The organism is Azospirillum sp. (assembly GCF_035627195.1).
Taxonomy (GTDB): Bacteria; Pseudomonadota; Alphaproteobacteria; order Azospirillales; family Azospirillaceae; genus Azospirillum.
In genome coordinates, this window is record NZ_DASPMG010000121.1 from 38,559 (window position 1) to 55,662 (window position 17,104).

At 71.5% G+C, this 17,104-nt stretch carries 17 protein-coding genes; 3 read left to right on the plus strand and 14 right to left on the minus strand.

Translation table 11 applies throughout. The features are described 5' to 3' along the window. Positions 1-239 precede the first annotated feature (239 nt). The 7 genes from VED21_RS11285 to VED21_RS11315 form a co-directional block, all read right to left on the minus strand. A complete protein-coding gene (locus tag VED21_RS11285) occupies positions 240-2,102 on the minus strand; it encodes an adenylate/guanylate cyclase domain-containing protein (RefSeq protein ID WP_324882452.1) in 1,863 nt (620 codons plus the stop codon). Positions 2,103-2,220: 118 nt separating this feature from the next. Continuing rightward, positions 2,221-3,312 carry a DUF4384 domain-containing protein gene (locus VED21_RS11290; RefSeq protein ID WP_324882453.1) on the minus strand — a complete coding sequence of 364 codons (1,092 nt, stop codon included), beginning with the start codon at positions 3,310-3,312 and terminating at the stop codon, positions 2,221-2,223. A 183-nt stretch (positions 3,313-3,495) separates the two neighbouring features. After that, complete coding sequence (locus tag VED21_RS11295; RefSeq protein WP_324882454.1) at positions 3,496-3,849, minus strand: hypothetical protein; 354 nt, start codon at positions 3,847-3,849, stop codon at positions 3,496-3,498. Positions 3,850-3,872: 23 nt separating this feature from the next. Beyond that, a complete protein-coding gene (locus VED21_RS11300) occupies positions 3,873-4,688 on the minus strand; it encodes an OmpA family protein (RefSeq protein WP_324882455.1) in 816 nt (271 codons plus the stop codon). A 283-nt stretch (positions 4,689-4,971) separates the two neighbouring features. Next, positions 4,972-6,528: a DUF4384 domain-containing protein gene (locus VED21_RS11305; protein ID WP_324882456.1), complete on the minus strand. Its 1,557-nt coding sequence runs from the start codon at positions 6,526-6,528 to the stop codon at positions 4,972-4,974. A gap of 168 nt (positions 6,529-6,696) precedes the next feature. Next, positions 6,697-7,308, minus strand: a complete 612-nt coding sequence (locus VED21_RS11310) for a DUF4399 domain-containing protein (protein WP_324882457.1) — start codon at positions 7,306-7,308, stop codon at positions 6,697-6,699. 35 nt (positions 7,309-7,343) lie between these two features. Continuing rightward, the gene (locus VED21_RS11315) at positions 7,344-7,766 is read right to left on the minus strand and encodes a DUF4399 domain-containing protein (RefSeq protein WP_324882458.1); all 423 of its coding nucleotides are present in this window, start codon (positions 7,764-7,766) and stop codon (positions 7,344-7,346) included. 218 nt (positions 7,767-7,984) lie between these two features. On the opposite strand from VED21_RS11315, the gene VED21_RS11320 reads away from it, so the two are divergent. Then, positions 7,985-9,385: a mechanosensitive ion channel family protein gene (locus tag VED21_RS11320; RefSeq protein WP_324882459.1), complete on the plus strand. Its 1,401-nt coding sequence runs from the start codon at positions 7,985-7,987 to the stop codon at positions 9,383-9,385. A 405-nt stretch (positions 9,386-9,790) separates the two neighbouring features. Then, positions 9,791-10,069: a hypothetical protein gene (locus VED21_RS11325; RefSeq protein WP_324882460.1), complete on the plus strand. Its 279-nt coding sequence runs from the start codon at positions 9,791-9,793 to the stop codon at positions 10,067-10,069. A 122-nt stretch (positions 10,070-10,191) separates the two neighbouring features. Here the strand turns inward: VED21_RS11325 and VED21_RS11330 are convergent, their stop codons facing one another. The 7 genes from VED21_RS11330 to VED21_RS11360 form a co-directional block, all read right to left on the minus strand. Further along, a complete protein-coding gene (locus VED21_RS11330) occupies positions 10,192-10,383 on the minus strand; it encodes a hypothetical protein (protein ID WP_324882461.1) in 192 nt (63 codons plus the stop codon). A gap of 129 nt (positions 10,384-10,512) precedes the next feature. Next, complete coding sequence (locus VED21_RS11335) at positions 10,513-10,959, minus strand: hypothetical protein (protein WP_324882462.1); 447 nt, start codon at positions 10,957-10,959, stop codon at positions 10,513-10,515. A gap of 474 nt (positions 10,960-11,433) precedes the next feature. Beyond that, positions 11,434-11,826 (minus strand): hypothetical protein, encoded by a 393-nt coding sequence (locus tag VED21_RS11340; protein WP_324882463.1) that lies wholly within the window; start codon positions 11,824-11,826, stop codon positions 11,434-11,436. Positions 11,827-12,170: 344 nt separating this feature from the next. Continuing rightward, complete coding sequence (locus VED21_RS11345; RefSeq protein WP_324882464.1) at positions 12,171-12,548, minus strand: hypothetical protein; 378 nt, start codon at positions 12,546-12,548, stop codon at positions 12,171-12,173. 82 nt (positions 12,549-12,630) lie between these two features. Beyond that, complete coding sequence (locus VED21_RS11350; protein WP_324882465.1) at positions 12,631-13,131, minus strand: hypothetical protein; 501 nt, start codon at positions 13,129-13,131, stop codon at positions 12,631-12,633. Positions 13,132-13,366: 235 nt separating this feature from the next. Further along, positions 13,367-13,846 carry a hypothetical protein gene (locus VED21_RS11355; RefSeq protein WP_324882466.1) on the minus strand — a complete coding sequence of 160 codons (480 nt, stop codon included), beginning with the start codon at positions 13,844-13,846 and terminating at the stop codon, positions 13,367-13,369. A 120-nt stretch (positions 13,847-13,966) separates the two neighbouring features. Next, positions 13,967-15,961, minus strand: a complete 1,995-nt coding sequence (locus VED21_RS11360; protein WP_324882467.1) for a methyl-accepting chemotaxis protein — start codon at positions 15,959-15,961, stop codon at positions 13,967-13,969. Between the two features lie 236 nt (positions 15,962-16,197). Here VED21_RS11360 and VED21_RS11365 point away from each other — a divergent pair, with 236 nt between their 5' ends. After that, on the plus strand, positions 16,198-17,061 hold the full coding sequence (locus VED21_RS11365; RefSeq protein WP_324882468.1) for an AraC family transcriptional regulator: 864 nt from the start codon (positions 16,198-16,200) through the stop codon (positions 17,059-17,061). Positions 17,062-17,104 lie beyond the last annotated feature (43 nt).

The following is a 17,104-nucleotide window of genomic DNA, read 5'->3' on the forward strand; positions in this document are numbered from 1 at the left end:
ACTTACGCCCGGCAGGGCGGACAAAGACTCTTTTCCGGCCTGCCGGCCGTAATCACCCTCACCCCAACCCCTCTCCCCTCAAGGGAGAGGGGCATTTAAACGGTTTCATCCCGCTGCGGGTCGACGCGCCAGCGCCGGTGAGAATTCAACCCAACCTACGGGCCAACCCACGGGAACTTCCCGCGTAGGTTGGGTTGAGGCCAAAGCCGGAAACCCAACGCCCGCGCCCTCCCCGCGCGCTATCGCGCTTGCGTGAGGTCGACGGTGCCGGCTTCCGGCTCGCGGTCGCGCACCAGCCAGATGCGCACGGACCGGCGCTTGCCCTTCAGCGCCACCTCGCCGACCGGCAGCCCGTCGATGGCGTCGTGCAGCGCCCGCCACGTCGGCTCGCCGATGACGATTCGGCAGTGCGGGGTCGACATGACGTCCACCGTCTTGGCCACGCTCTCCAGCCGAGCCGCCGTGTTGGCGGTGTCGCCCAGCAGCGAGTACTCCATGTGCCGCAACCCGCCCAGGCTGCCCGCCACCAGCGGCCCGGTGTGGATGCCCACGCGCATGCCGACGGGCGGCAGCCCCTCGGCCTGCCAGCGGCGGTTCAGCTCGGCCAGTTCGCGGCCCATCTGCAGGGCGCAGCGCACCGCGCGCTCGGCGTCGGCGTCGATCTCCGCCTGGGTGGTGCGGGCGACGGGCACGCCGAACACCGCCAGGATGGCGTCGCCGATGAAGCGCAGCACCACCCCGTCGTGCGCCGCCACCACGCGCACCATCACGTCCAGGTAGCCTTCCAGCCAGCGGATCAGCGGCTCCGGCTCCAGCGCCTCGCACACGGTGGTGAAGCCCTCGATGTCGGAGAACAGGACGGTGGCGGTCAGCTGCTGCGGGCGCGGCCGGCCGCCGGCCATGAAGGCGTCGCGCTCGCGCCAGATCTCGTCCGCCACCGGCTGCGACACGTGGTTGGCGAACAGCCGCATCAGCACGCGGCGGTCGGCGCGCTCCCGCAACGAGAGGTGCGCCGTCATCACCGCGATGCCGCCCAGCCACGCCATGGACGGGCTGAGCAGCGGCAGCAGCGGCCCGCCCTGCCCGAACAGCGCCGCCACCCCCGCCCAGTACCCCAGCAGAAGCAGCAGGCAGGCCAGCGCCAGCAGCCACACCGGCAGCCCGGCCAGCGCCAGCGCCACGCCCGCCGCCCCCAGCGCCAGCACCAGCGCCGCCTCCCCCCAGGCGGGCAGGCGCGGGTTCGCCCGCCCGTCCAGCAGCTGGGCCAGCACCTGCGCCTGGATCTCCACGCCCGGCGTGGCGCCCTGCACCGCCACCAGCGGCGTGCGGTGGCGGTCGACGCCGACCAGCACCGTGCCGATCAGCGCGATGCGCCCGGCCAGCCACTCCTTGGGCAGCATGCCCACCGCCTCCGCCGGGAAGGCGGTGACGGCCGGCGTGCCGGGGGCGGGGCCGTTGCGCCACGCGATGCGGAAGGGGCGGTCGGGCAGCGCCTCGTCCGGCACGGCGCCGGACGCCTGCGCCAGCGCCACCGGCAGGCTGGGCGTGCCGCGCGGCCCCCGCGGCACGTGCCAGCGCACGGTGCCGTCCAGCGGGTCCTTGGCAAGGTTGGCGTGGCCGGAGCGCACACCGCCCAGGAAGCCGTCCAGGTAGCGCCGCTGCTGCTCCGTCAGCGGCGTCTCGGCCAGCGCGGTGACCGCCACGACGGGAATCCTGGCGTTCAGAAGCGCTTGGCGCAGCTCCTCGTCGCGGGCCGGCAGGGTCGGCTGGTCGAACAGGATGTCGATGCCGACGGCGCGCACGCCAGCCGCCTCCAGCTCGCCGATCAGCCCGGCCAGGAAGCCGCGGTCGACCGGCGATCGGCAGGCCAGCCCGGCGAAGCTGTCCTCGCCCAGGGTGACCAGCACGACGCCGGGGTGCTGCGGCTCGGCCGGGGCGAAGTGGGCGATCATCAGGTCGCTGAAGAACTCGTCGGCGGCGCGCAGCGGCGCCAGCAGCCACGGCAGCCCGAAGGCCAGCAGCGCCACGCCCAGCGCCAGCACCGGCACGAACCACGCTTCCGTCCCCCGCCGCCCCGCCGGGGCACCATCCCGTTTGTCCATGCCCCCTCGGATCCGGAGCCGTAGGTTGGGTTGAGCCACCGGCGAAAACCCAACGCCTCGCGCCGCAAACACGTTGGGTTTTCGCTGCGCTCAACCCAACCTACGAGCCAGTTTCTTCTTACCGCACGCGCAGGAACACCTGCGCCATGACGATCTCGGTGTCGCGCAGCGCGCCCAGCCGGTGGTCGAGCCGCGCCACCGTGTCCTCGCTCAGCGGCTGGAACGCCTCGTTGCGGCCGGGCAGGTCGCTGCCCAGGTCGCGGTCGGCGGCGAGGCAGCGCACCTCCATGTCGCCGGCCGGTTCGCTGGCGCGCAGCGGCATCGGCATGCGCTCGCCCGGCATCGACAGCGGCACGCTGCCCTCCACCAGCGAGGAGCTGGAGGTGCTCGGGAAGATCGGGATCAGCTGGCCGCGCGCGTTGCGGACATAGCAGTAGACGTGCGCGTCGCGGTTCGTCTGCAGCACCAGCCGCACCGCCTCCCCCGCCTTGTAGGCGGCACTGGTCCCGCGGTCGGTGGAGAGGTAGACGTCCAGCGGCGCCATGGCGTCGCGCAGCGGCGACAGCAGCGCCGCCGCCTGCTTCTCGCAGCCGGCGCTGGCCAGCTTGACGGCCAGGGCAGCCCCGCGGTCCGTCGCCGCGTCGACGACGCGCAGCTTCAGCGTGCCCAGCGAACGGCCGTCGGGGCCGGACACCGCCACCTCGCCGCCGTCGCGCACCGCCAGGTCCTTGGGCCAGGGCGCGGTGCCGGCGGCACCCGTCCAGGTCACCGTCGCCGCCGCACCGCGCGCCGGGTCGCGCAACGATACGGCGGACAGCGCCGGGTCGCGCGGCCGCTTCAGCATGGGCGGCGCGTCGGCGCGAGCGCAGACGGTGCCGGCGGTGCCGGGATCGACGGCGAAGGCCTGCTCCAGCCCGCGCTCCAGCGGGTTGCCGACGGCGCGCGTGGCGCCGAGTTCGCTCTGCATGAAGCGGTCGCCGCTCAGCAGGCTGCCCACGGCGGCGCGCGATGCCGCCTCCGGCATCTTGTCCAGCTGCCCCTCGTAGGGGCCCTTGACGCGCACCGTGCGGCCGGTGGCGAACAGGAACAGGGCACCCGCCCCGTCCGGCAGCTTCACCATGGCGCCATCCGGCACCACCTGCCCCAGCGCGTAGCCGGGTGCCGTGGAGGCCACCACCACCGCCTCGGCGGCCCAGGCGGATGTCGTCATGGCGGAAGCCGTGCTTCCGATCACGAACGCCAGGGCCAGGGCGGCGGGCGGCACGCGGGCGTGCCTCGATCGTCGTCGCGAGTGTGTGGACATGGTCTTATCCTCGAAGTGGGTTGTGGTCGCGCCCCGAGCCTACCGGACCCCGCCCCACCCGGCTGTGAGCCGGACCACATCCAGCGCCGATCAGTCATGCCCGATCTGGTCACGTGGTGGTGGGTCCTGCGGGGCGAGCAGGCAGGTGGTGCGCGCCTGCGTCACCAGGGACAGCGTCGGATCGGCTATCCCCGCCCGGCGCAGGCGCAGGGCGTTCATCTGGCTGAGGATGCCCAGCGACACGACGGCCAGTTCCGACTCGTCGACGATCTTGCGGCCGTCCTGCCAGCACTGGACGCGCACGCGCCCCTGCGGCACGCCCACCTCCACCCCGCCGGTGGCGGCGCCGACCGGCTTGCCGTTGCCGTTCTTGACCAGCGTGGCATCGGCGGCACCGGCCCATAGGAAGCCGGCGGCGGCGACGAGGAGGCTGAGCGTGCGCATGGCGGTCTCCTTCCCCCGGGCGGTCAGCGGGCCGGCTTGAATTCGACGCGCCGGTTGCGGCCGTCGTTCGGATCGGCGGAGATCGGCTGGCTCTCGCCCCGGCCGGCGACGGTGATGCGCTGCGGCTGCACGCCGTGCACGCGCACCAGGTACTCGCCCACCGACACGGCGCGGCGTTCGGACAGCGCGCGGTTGTAGCCGTCGCCGCCCACCGCGTCGGTGTGCCCCTCGATGACCAGCGACAGCGAGCCGTCCTCCTTCATCAGCCCGCCGACGGCGTCGATGTAGGGATAGAACTCGCGCGGCACCTCGGCCGAGTTGAAGGCGAAGTTGATGCGGAAGCCGAAGGCGTTCGCCCCCGCGTCCTCCTGCTGGGCGGGCTCCGCGGCCGGGGCGGCCGGCACTGCCGCCTGCTGCGGCGCCGGGCGGCTGGCCTTCGGGCGCGGCGCCTGCGGCACCGCGGCGGCCGCCGGCTCGGGTGCGGGCTGGTACTGCGGCTCCGGTGCCGGCTGGTAGGCGGGCTGCTGGTATTCCGGCTGCTGGTACTGCTGCTGGGGCTGGGCCGCCTGCGGCACGCCGCCGTAGTTGGTGCGCTCGGTCTGGCGCGGGCGCTGTGCGGCGCTGTTGGCCGCACCGCCGATGATCTCGATGCTGCGGGTGCGGCGCTGCGGCTCGGGCGTCACCACGTCGCGCAGTTCCTCGACGGTGGGCGGGCGGTCGAACATCATGACCTTGCCGTCGCCCTTGCCTTCCACGGTCTGGGCCAGCGCGGGCAGCGCGCAGAGCAGGGCGATCGCCGGCAGGGCGAGACGGGTCACGGTAACGGTGCGCTTCGGCATGGTCGCCTCCAAAAGGCTGAACGGTTCGGGTGGGGCGCGTCAGGTCGCCCCGTCGATCACAGTCCTACCCCCACCGCCGCCCCGCGGTCTGTGAGCCGGCCCACAACCCGGCCGGCTTCACCCCCCAAGAGCCCTTCTCCCCTTGAGGGAGAAGGGTTGGGATGAGGGGTCGTTACGCGCGGCAGCGCGGAAGAAAGACTCTGTTCTCCGGCCGTCCGGCCGTAACCACCCTCACCCCAACCCCTCTCCCCTCAAGGGAGAGGGGCTTTCAAGCCAATCGGGCCTACCGCGCCGCCACCGCGGCCGGCAGCACCTCCACCTGCATCTGCTTGGAGCGCGCGTTGGCGCCGGGCACGGAGGTGAAGGCGTTCAGCAGCTCCGGCAGGGTGGCGCCGGGGATGGGCTGGAGGTCCTGCGTCTTGTAGCGTTCGGGGATCCGCACGCCGATTTCGTCCTTGGTCACCACGCAGGCGATGCTCTCGCGCGCGCCCACGCGGTCCATGCGCAGGTTGAAGGGCTTCTGCGTGCCCGGCGGGATCTCCACCTGCCGGTTGGCCTCGACGAAGGCGTCGGGCTGGAAGCGGTTGGGGTAGATGCGGGCGACGGCGCCCGCCGCGTCCTGGTAGTAGCAGTAGACGAAGCCGTCGGCCGTCGGCGTCACCCGCGCCACCAGCGCCTCCCCCACCCGATAGCGCGGCTGCGGCCCGCGGTCGGAGGTGAGCACGAGGTCCGGTCCCGCACCCGCCGGGGCCGGTGCTGCCCGCGGCAGGTCCTCGCCGCCGGCGTTGCTGACGGTCTGCAGCCGCTCGGGCGGCACCTGGCTGCGGCCGGCGGGGGTGCCCAGCATGCGCTGGTACAGGTCGAAGTCGATGCGGCCGTTGGCGATCAGGTCGTGGTCCGCCTGCCAGCGCGAGATGGCGCTGCGCGTCGCCTCGTCCAGCTGGCCGTTGACCGGGCCGTTGTAGTAGCCGTCGGCGGCCAGATTGCGCTGCACGTTGGTCACGCGCTGCTGCCCCGACATGGAATCGAACCAGCCGCGCGCCTCGCTGGCGAAGGCCGGGTTGGTCTGGTCGATGCCCAGGCACTGCCAGTACGGCGTGCGGGTCAGCTTGCCCAGCACCTCGATGGCGCTCAGCTCGACCAAAGTGCGCACCGCCTGGTGCATGCCTTCCGACTTGTTGAAGGCGACGTTGAAGGACAGGCCGGCCTTGCCGACCACGGCCCCCGCGTCCGCCCCCTTGCCCGACGCGATGATCGCCAGCGTGTTGCTGGACGACATGCCGGGGATGATCTGCCGCGTGACCAGCTCGCCCACGTTCAGGTCGACGGAGATCATGGAGATCGTCTGGTCGGCCGAGACGCCGAGGTCGAGCACGGGCAGCGAGATGCCGGCACTCGCCGCCTCGCCCACCACCGCGTCGTCCAGCTGCGTGATGGCGCCGCGGATGTAATAGGACGGCGCGCGGAAGTTCGGCTGCACGCCGATCATCCAGTACAGCGCGTTGACGTCGTCCAGCGCCGGCTCGAAATCCACGAAGCGGAACGCGTTGGAGCGTTCGGACATGCGCGACACCGCGGTGATCAGCATGTCCTTGGTGCCGCCGGCCACGCGCCCGGTGGCGTCCGGCAGGCCGTTGGAGGTGATGTAGATGTCGCGCTTGCCGTGCTGCGCCATCAGGTTGTCCATGCAGCGCAGCGCCTCGCTGAAGCTGCTGACCGTGCGCACGGCCGGCGTCTTGGGCTGCTGCACGACCGACGCCTTCTCGCCCGACGTGAAGCAGCCGCCCAGCAACAGCGCCAAACCGGCGGCGGCCCAGCCGCAGGGACGAACGAAGGTCATGGGCTTCCTCCTCTGTCTGCACGATAGCCCCTCCCCCCTCGCGGGGGAGGGGTTGGGGAGAGGGGGATCGCCGGCGGCAGCCGGCAGAAGAGTCGTTTCCGGGCATCCGCCCGTAACCACCCTCTCCCCAACCCCTCTCCCGTCCAGGGAGAGGGGCTCCTGGCTGCCCTACCGCGACGCCACGTTCGGCACGCTGGTGCGCTGCGGCACCACCGTGATGGTGATCTTCTTCGACACGATCGGCGGGTTGTGCGGCACGTGGTCGTGGTCGGCCAGCAGCAGCTGCAGCGTGTGCCGGCCCGGCGGCAGTTCCAGGTACGTCTCCGTCTGGCCCTTGCCGAAGTGCACGTGGTTCTTGTCGTTGGGGATCGGCTCGTCCAGCGGCGGGATGTCGGTGTCGACCAGCAGGTGGTGGTGCCCGGTGTTCTCCTTGCGCACGCCGGCCGGCGCCACGCCGAAGTTGCGCAGACCGAACCACACCTTGAACCGGGTGCCCACCACCTCGCCGTTGTTCGGCCAGCCGATGTAGAGGTGGGCGTCCGGGCGCCCGGGCATGCGCTCCTGCGCCTTGCCGGGCTGCGCCGGCTCCTCCGGGGTGGCGGGGGTGATGGTCGGGGCCGGCCCCGGCGGCGCCATCTGCGCGTCGGGCGATGCCTGGGCCATCTGGTAATGTTCGGCCGGATCGTGCGCGGACGCGGGAAGTGCCGCAAGCGCCAGACCGAGGCCGCCCAGCAGCGTGCCCAGCGGCATGCCCCGCAACGTGGATGCCAACAGTCTCATGATGTCCTCCCTGGACCGTTCAGGCCCTGCGGCCCCTAACGGACCGTTATGGTGACCTTCTCCGACATCACCGGCGGGTTGTGCGGCACGTGGTCCTGGTCGCCCAGCACCATCTGCAGCGTGTGCGTGCCCGGCGGCAGTTCCAGCCGCACCTCCGTCTGGCCGCCGCCGAAATGCAGGTTGTTCTTGTTGTTGGGGATCGGCTCGTCGAAGTTCTTCAGTTCGGTGTCGACGAGCAGGTGGTGGTGCCCGGAGCCTTCCTTGTTCACCCCGGCGGGGGCCACGCCCATGTTCTGCAGCCCCATCCGCACCCACAGTTTTCCACCGTTGATGACCGTCCCGTTCTTCGGCCACATGATGTAGGCGCGGGCACCTTCGGGCGCCTTCGCCGGCTCGGCAAGCACGGCTCCCGGCATGAGAAGCGCCGCGCCGAACACGGCCGCAATGGTCCGCTGCATGGCCTAATCCCCCGATAGTCCTTTCCGGATGGATCATCTTACGCGCCTGCCGGGAGCAGACCGCCCGCCTTTTCCAGGTTACCCCGTCAAGTCCGGGAAACGGCCCGAATTGGGATCTGCCCGGCGGCGCATACTTCCCCAACGCACAACCCCACGGCACAGGCGACACTATGCCTTTGGGCCGTTGACGCGGCGCGCGCCGGTGCGATGGTCCCAGCATGTCCGACCGCCACCGGTCCCGCAGCCTGCTCGCCCCCGCGGCGCTGACCGTCGCCGCCACCTTCGTGGCGGTGCGCCGGCCGTGGCTGGACACGCTGGTCGCCCCGGCGTTCGGCGGCCCGGCGGCGGAAGGGGCGGCGGCGCTGGCGGCGGCGGTCGCGTGGCTGGCGGCGGCGTGGCTGGGCTCCCGCCTGCTCGACCTCACGCTGAACGGCGGGCGGCGCGCGGTGCCGGTGCCCCGCCTGCTCAGCGACCTGCTGCGCGCGTTCCTCTACGGGCTGGCGGTGCTGGCGATCCTCGGCTGGGTGCTGCACCAGCCGGTGGCCGGGCTGGTCGCCACCTCGGGCGTGGTGATCGCCGTGCTGGGCTTCGCGCTGCGCAACATGATCGCCGACATCTTCTCCGGCATCGCGCTGAACGTGGAGCACCCCTACCGCATCGGCGACTGGATCGAGATCGGCCCCGGCATGATCGGCCGGGTGGACGAGATCAACTGGCGCGCCACCCGCCTGATCACCACCGAGGGGACGGCCGTGGTCGTCCCCAACGGCGTGGCGGCGGGCAGCCGCTTCGTCAACTACAGCCGCCCCGGCCCCGGCTTCCGCACCGCCGTGCCCGTGCTGCTGGACCCGGAGGTGCCGGTGGCGCGCGCCAAGCGCGTGCTGCTCTCCGCGCTGGTGTGCGCCGACGGCGTGCTGGCCGAGCCGCGCCCGGACGTGCTGGTCGACGCGGTGACGCCCAACGGCGTGTCCTATCAGGCGCGGTTCTGGGTGCGCGACTACGCCCACCTCGCCGCCACGCGCGACGCCGTGGGCACGGCCATCGTCGAACACCTCGGCCGCGCCGGCATCGCCCCGGCGCGGCCGAAGCAGGAGGTGCAGCAACCCCGCGCGCCGGCCGGCGAGGTCCCGCCCGGCGACCTGCTGCGCCGCGCGGCGCTGTTCGCCGCCTTCCACGACGACGAGGTGGCGGAACTGGCCGCAGCACTGCGCCGCCACGACCTGCCGGCCGGCACGGCGGCGGTGCACCAGGGCGACCATGGCGCCTCGCTGTTCCTGGTGGCGGAGGGGGCGCTGGACGTGCGCATGGCGGACGACGGCCGCTCCCTGCTGCTGGACCGCATGCGGCCCGGCGACGTGTTCGGCGAGATGTCGCTGCTGACCGGCCAGCCGCGCAGCGCCTCGGTGATCGCGCACACCGACGCGGTGGTGTACGAGCTGGACAAGGCGGCGCTCGACCCCGTGCTGCGCCGCCGCCCAGCGCTGGCCGCACGGCTGGCCGACCTGATGGCGCGCCGCCAGGCCAGCAACGACGCCCAGCGCCAGGCCGTCCCCGCCGACGCCGCCCCCGACGCGCCCAACGACCTGCTGGCCCGTTTGCGGGCGTTCTTCAAGCTTTGACTTGAGCCCCTCCCCCCTCGCGGGGGAGGGGTTGGGGAGAGGGGGATTACGCCCGGCAGGGCGGAAAAAACCCATGTCCCGGCTGCCGCCGGCAATACCCCTCTCCCCAACCCCTCTCCCGCTCTCAGCGGGTCCAAAGGACCCGCCTGTCGCGGCAGCCGGATCAAAGATCCGGCGAGAGCAGGGGGAGAGGGGCTTTCGGCAAATCCCACCCCCTGTGGCCCACCTCACAGCATCGCCACCCCCACCCGAGGCACAGTGTGGGCGTTCGACGTCCCCTCCACCCAACTTGATCGACCGGCAACGCCCTGCCGGTCGATTTTTTTTGTGGCCCGGCTCACAGCGCGCCCCCGCACCCGCGCGCACACTGCCCTGCGTCCACTCCCTTCCCCGATGGAGATCCTCATGCACAAGACGTTGCTCCGCCCATTGCTGCACTTGGGCGTCGCCGCCCTCTCCCTCGCCGCCGGCCACGCGCACGCCGCCACGCTGGGCGACCGCGTGACGCTCAACCCGCAGCCGATCCCGCCCGGCAACCTGTCGGCCGGCGCGCTCACCGGCATCCGCAAGCCGATCCCGCCGGTGTGCCTCAGCTGCCCGTCGGTCGGCTCCTTCACCCCCGGCGAAAAGCAGATGCTGAACCCCCAGCCCCTGCCGCCCCGCTGGCTGCTGGCCCCGCGCTGACGGAAAAGGCCCCTCCCCGGACAGCGGGGAGGGGCCTTCCTTATCGTGCCGTCCCGAAACGGAACGAGGGGCCCGGCGCCACCGGCGCGTCCGGGCCCCTCGCCGTTCTCCGGCCTTGCGGATCAGTGCCGCAGGCCGAAGGCGCGGCCGGAGAGAGCGATGTCGCGGTTGAAGCCTTCCGCCACCCGGTCGTTGCCGTCGGAGGCGAGGCAGAGCGTGACGTTGATGGCGGCCAGGATGGCGTGGTCGATCTGCTCCGGACCGGCCCGGTGACGCTTGATGGCGTTCAGCGCGCGGGTGACGGACGGGGCCATGGCGATCTCTCCTGGTCGGCTGGGGTTGGGGCGTCGGGTTGAAGCGTCGGTCGATGACCACACCCTACCCCGCCCCGCCCTGCCCCGCTGTTGCCCGCGCCACAGGTCCGCGCGGAAACCGCGCGTCGGTCAGACGGTCAGGTTCACCCGGCGCCCTGCCTTCAGGTCGGCCTTGGAGAAGAGCAGCCCGTCCTCGTACTGCCCGCGCGTCGGCGCATCGCGCCGTCCGGCGAAGCGCTCCACCGTGACCCCCGCCCCAAGGAAGTTGACGAGGTCCTGCACCCGGCCGTCCTTCGAATCCGTCTTCGGCTTCCATTTCTCGGCGATGCCGTGCAGTTCCGTCATGCCGTCCTGGTACTGCACGGCGATGACTTCCCCGTCCTTCCGGATCAGGGAGTGCAGCTTCACGTCCCGGAAGCGGGCGATCTCCGACGGGTCGTTCAGGGCATTCTTTTGCGCCTGCAGCTCGCTGACGTTGCTGAACTTCGAAGGATCCGCCTGCATCGGCTTGAACGACGGCATGATGCGGCGCAGCGACGACACGGCGTTGCTCAGGGCCGATCCAAACTCCGTCATGACCTTCCTCCATCGCCGAACGATAGGTTCGGGGACAGAACTGCAACGGCCGCGCCACCACGGCCGGGAAAAGAATGCGTGCCTTGTCAAATGGATGAGCGATCACCGAATTCCGCCGGTGCCGCCTGGTCTGCGGCAGCCGGAATTTATTGCCCGCCAAGCGGAACTGTTTTCCCACCCCGGCTCCCCAGGCACGGAAACGCCTAGCGTCTGCTTGACGGCACTTGGCTCACTTTCCAAGAAATCGTCATGCCCGGGCCCAGTCCCGGGCATCCACGCACCCCGACCAATCCAAGGAACGTGGATGGCCGGGACTGGGCCCGGCTATGACGTATTCATATGAGAAATGAGCAGCACCGTGGAAAAGCAGTCAAACGGCCTCGAGGAAGCCAATCGGTTAGACTTCTATTTTCCCAACAAAAAAAGGGGCCGTCCGAGGACGGCCCCAAGTTCACGCCGGGGAGGGAAACGGGATCAGCGGAACAGGCCGCGCGCGGCGCGGGGGTCGTCGAAGGACTTGCCGGATGCGGCGGCCTTGCCGGCGGCGCCGGGCTTGGCCGGGCCTTCGCGGCTGCCGCCGAACAGCAGGGCGCCCAGCTGCTGCTGCGACATGCCCTGCAGGCCGCCGGGCTGGCCGGCCCCTGCCTGACCCGGCTGGCCCGGCGCGCCGGGGCGCGCGGGGGCGGCCTCGTCCTTCTCGCGCTTGGCCATCCAGGGCGGGATCGTCTTTCCGCCGCCGGCCAGCGCGGCCATCATGGCGGGGTTCTCGCGCAGCAGCACGCCGCCGGACTGCACCTCGAAGGCGGCGGCCGGGCCGGCGGCCAGGGTAGCGGCCAGGGTGGCGGCGAGGATCAGGGTGCGGCGCATGGCGTGGTCTCCAAGGGTCGGCGTCGATGGGGGAAGGCTACGCGCCCCGCCCGGCGGCCGCTGTGAAGCGGCCCACACCCACGCGAAAAATGCCGCCCGGACACGAAAACGGCGGCCGGTCCTTGTGGGACCGGCCGCCGCGTTTGACAGAATTCCTAGAGCGCGCCATGATGGGGACGATCCTGACCATCCCCTGCGCGCACGCACCTCCGCTCGAAAATGAACGGGGTGGCCGGATGCAACACATTGCCGAATGCGTTGCATCCCGTTGCATCCGGTTGCATTTCCCGGCGCCGGCCCAGTCAACCGGACCCGGTCAGTCGGGCCCAGTCAGTCGGACCCGCTCAGTCGAGCTGCACGTCGACCCCGCCGGCGCGCACGTGCAGCTTGCCGTTGCGCTGCTCGACCGTGACGTCCTGGCTGCCGGCGCCCTCCGGCCCCAGGGGCCAGGGCAGGCGCGGCGGCGCGGGGCGGGCGGCGGTGTCGCGCGAGGTGGAGCAGGTGGTCTGCCCGTTGACGGTCTGGCAGCTCAGCACCCCCGGCCCCTCCAGGCAGGTGGTCTGGCCGTTGACCGTCTGGCAGGCCAGCGAGCCCGAGCCCTGCGTGCACACCGTCTGCCCGTTCACCGTCTGGCAGGCCAGCGTGCCGGCGCTCGCCGTGGGCGGGGCGACGAACAGGAAGGCGGCGGCCGAAAGGGCGAAGGGGATGGCGTGGCGGAGCATGGGAACCTCCCTGGCTTTTGCATAGAAAAACACACCCCGGCCGGCCTGCGCGCGCAGACCGGCCGGGTCCTGTACCGAAGGGTTAGCGCTGGACGCCCAGCAGGCGCTGCCCGGCCGTGTTGCCGATGCCGGCGGCCACGTTGGTGCCGACGTCCACGTTGGTGGTGACCAGCGGCCCGCGGCCGGTGAAGTTCAGGCCGACGCCCACGCCGTTGCCCTGGTGGCCCAGAACCGTCTGGCCGGCCGTGTTGCCGATGCCGGCGGCGACGTTGGTGGAGGTGCCGACGTTGGTGCTGACCAGCCCGCCGAAGGGCGAGCCGCCGCCCTGCACGCCCAGGTTCTGCTGGCGCGCGGTGTTGCCGATGCCGGCGGCGACGTTGGTGGAGTTGCGCACGTTGGTGCTGGCAAGGCCACCGAAGGCGGCGGCGCCGCCGAACGGCGCGCCCTGCACGCCCATCACGCGCTGGCCGGCGAAGTTGCCGATGCCGGCGGCGGCGTTGTTGGCGTTGCCGACATTCTGGGCCATGGCCGGGGCGGACAGCAGGAACACGGCGGCGGCGGCGAGCAGGGAGCGACGGATCATAGCGGTAAACCTCCTGGTTGGGTGCCGGGTGCCCCGGCGTTCATCGATGGACGGACCTTACGCCGCCGTGCCCCGGCCTTCTGTGAGGTGGCCCACATCCGGCCACCGTTTCTCCGCCACCGCGTTCTTTCCCGGATCGGTCTTTCCCGGATCGGCGGGCCTGCAGACGAAAAACCGGCCGGAAGCGGGGCTTCCGGCCGGAAGTCAGGATGGAGCTGTCGAAGAGGGGTGGTCGTCAGCGCTGGACGGAGAAGAGGCTCTGCCCGGCGAAGTTGCCGATGCCGGCGGCGGTGTTCTGCCCGTTCAGCACGTTGGCGCCGAAGGGCGAGCCCTTCTGGAAGACCGTGCCGTTCTGCACCGCCTTGTTACCGATGCCGGCCGCCGTGTTGCCGAGGACGGCGGTGTTGGAGCCGCCCAGGCCGACCATCGGCGCGGCCACCGCGCCGGGGGCGCGGAGCATGGGGTTGCCGCCGGCCGACTGCTGGTTCAGCACGCCCTGCTTGGCGACGTTGCCGATGCCGGCCGCGGTGTTGTTGATGGTGGCGGTGTTGGTGCCGCCGAACAGCCCGCCGCCGGACTGCTTGTTCATCACGAACTGCCCGGCCACGTTGCCGATGCCGGCGGCCGTGTTGTTGACCGACAGCGTGCTGTCGGCCAGCGCCGGACCGGCGAGCAGGGCGAGCGTGGCGGCGGCGAGAAGCGAGCGACGGATCATGGGGGATCTCCTTGCAGGATCAGGGTCTGGGGTGTCGATGCCCAGACCCTACCCGTCCCCCGCCGCGCCGGATGTGAACCGGCCCACAGTTTCGGGCCGTTTCCCGACGCCCGCCCGACGTTACGCCGCGACCTCGATCGGGCGCAGCCCGGTGGTGATGCGGCGGAACTCCTGAAGGAAGAGGTCGGCCGTGCGCGGGTCGGCCTCGAACTTCACGCGCAGGCCGTCGTCATCGGCGGCGACCACGCGGAACGGCAGCATCACGGCGCAGCCCTGGATGGACAGCGTGCCGCGCCCGCCGGCGTTCCACCCGTCGGCGCCGCCGATCACCGCGCCGCCCTCCGACAGGTTGCGCACCTTGGCGCTGGTCTGGCCGGCCGCCCCCGACAGGCTGCACGGCAGGTTGACCGCGAAGCGCGGCAGGCGGCGGCGGTCGACCTCGGGCGTGGAGGTGCGCACGGCGCGCACCAGCGACTTGCGCAGCATGTCGATGCTCTGCGCCACCTCGGTGGCGACGGCCCGCACCTCGTCGGCGCGCGAGCCGGTGATCGCCGCCTCTTCGGAGACGTGGGCGATGCGCGTCGACACCTCCTGCGCGGCGGCCGCCGTCTGGCCGACGTTGCGGGAGATCTCCTGCGTCGCTGCCCCCTGCTGCTCCATGGCGGCGGCGATGGTGCCGGCCACGGTGTCGATCTCGCCGATGGTGCGGCCGATCTCCTGCACCGCGCCGACGGCGGTGCCGGTCATGGTCTGCAGCTCGTGGATCTGGCGGGTGATCTCCTCGGCCGAGCGCGAGGTCTGGGTGGCGAGGTTCTTCACCTCGTGCGCCACGACGGCGAAGCCCTTGCCGGCGTCGCCCGCGCGGGCCGCCTCGATGGTGGCGTTCAGCGCCAGCAGGTTCGTCTGCGCGGCGATGTCCTGGATGAAGGTGGCGACGTCGCCGATGTGGCCGATGGCGTTGGACAGCGCCACCACCGCGTCCTCCGTGCGCTGGCCGTCCTGCACGGCGCGGCGCGACACCTCGCTGGCGAAGGCGACCTGGGTGGAGATCTCGCGGATCGAGGCGGTCAGCTGCTCGGTCGCCGAGGCCACGGCCTGCGCGTTGCCCAGCGCCTGCCCCGCCGCGGCGGCGACGCTCTGCGAGTCCGACGACACCTGGACGGCCGAATGGGCCATCGCCTGGGCGTTGGCGTCCATCTTGTCGGAACGCTCGGCCACGCGGTCGACGGCGGCGCGGGTCTCCTCCTCCACGGTGGCGGCCATGGATTCCAGGGCGGCGATCTTGGCGGCCTCCGCCTCGCGGCGCTCGCGCTCCTGCGCGGCGCGCAGGCGCTCGTTCTCCAGGCCCTTCTGGCGGAACACCTCGACCGACTGCGCCATGGCGCCGATCTCGTCCTTACGGTCCAGGCCGGGGACCGTCACGTCCAGGTTGCCGTCGGCCAGCACGTGCATGGAGTCCTGAATGCGGCCGAGCATGCGGAACTGGCGGCGCACCATCAGCAGCATGGCCAGCGTGACGACAACGGTGACCACGGCGGCCAGCGTCGTGGTGCTGCCCACCACCTCGTCCACCACCTTCAGCGCGTCGGCCTTCTTCAGCCCGACGAAGAGGATGCCGACCACCTCGCCGTTGCGGTCGAACAGCGGGTCGTAGGCGGTGAAGTAGGCCGCACCCAGGATGTCCGCCTCGCCGCGGAAGGGTTCCTTCTTCGTGAAGATCGAATCGTAGACCGGGCCCTTGGCCAGCACGGTGCCGATGGCGCGGCTGCCGTCGGCGTTGCGCACGTTGGTGGCCACGCGGCGGTCGCCCATGAAGATGGTCGCGACACCGCCGTTCAGGCTGCGCACCGCGTCGACGATGTCGTTGGCCTCGTTCAGCCGATAGGTGCCGACGAAGAGCGAGCCGTTCTCCAGCCGGAACTCGTCGCCCTTCTGCTGGACCAGCATGTGGGCGGTGGAGATGGCCTGCTCGCGCCGCTCCAGCGCCTCGGCCCCGATGCGGTCGCGGATGATGGAAACAGTGGCGCCGGTGAGCGCCCCGGCCAGGACCAGGAGCCCGAACGTGCACAGGATGGTAAGCTTGGCGGCCAGGCTCAGCCTGTTCAGGAAGGTCATCGCTCGGGAACTCCGCTCATCGGTCGGTACGCGCGCGTTCATATACCCGCAGTACGCGAACTATAAGCATAAAATTTGCGACAAACTGAAGCATGCTTGCGCGGCGTGGCACACAAAGCACACGCACCCGAAGGAACGCCTCGCATCGGCGGGAAAAGCCAACTATATGTATTGCTTAGTCAACAAAGGATTGGACCGCACCGGACGCGGCAACCGGTCCCCGAGGGAGGTTCGAGATGTCCAAAGCCCTGCGCATCTTCCAGGGCTCGTTCGGCCGCGTGGCCCTGCTCGACATGGACGGCGCGCTGATCCACCACGCGCACCCGCACTGCCACGTGCTGATCAAGGCGTCGGGCGCCGACACCTTCTTCGCCGTGCGCGACCGGCTGCACCCCTTGCGCGACGACACCGCCGTGCTGGTCAACACGTGGGAACCGCACTCCTACGCCCACCAGCCCGGTGCGCCTGCCACCACCATCCTGGCGCTGTACATCGAGCCGCGCTGGCTGGCCGACATGCAGCGCGACTTCACCGCCTGCGCCAACCCCGGCTTCTTCCCGCAGTCCTGCGGCGACCTGACGCCGCACATCCGCCGGCTGGCCGACCGCATGGCGAACGAGCTGCTGTTCACCGACGAGGCCGGCGAGCGGCACGAGCAGGCGCTGATGGACCTGATGGTGGCGGTGATCGACCGCTTCTCGGAGTGGCGTTCGCTGCGTGGCGCAGGCATCGCGGCCCGCCTGCCGGCCAGCGACTTCCGCGTGCGCAACGCCGTGCGCTACATGCGCTCCACCCTGGGGGAGGAGTTCAACGCCGACAAGGTGGCGCAGGCCGCCGGCCTGTCGCGCGCCCACCTGTTCCGCCTGTTCCACAGCACCATGCAGATCACGCCGGCCTTGTACTTCAACGTGCTGCGCATGGAGACCGCCATCGGCGCACTGGCCGACGGGGGCGAGAGCGTGACCACCCTGTCCGACCGCCTGGGCTTCGCCGCCCCCAGCCACTTCACGCGCTTCTTCCGCAACAACCAGGGCGTCACGCCCACCGAGTACCGCCGCGTGGTGAACCTCGTCGACCGCGCCGTCCCTGGCCCGGCGTAGGGGGCCCGGCGTAGGGGGCCCGGCGTAGCGGGCGCGGCGCAAA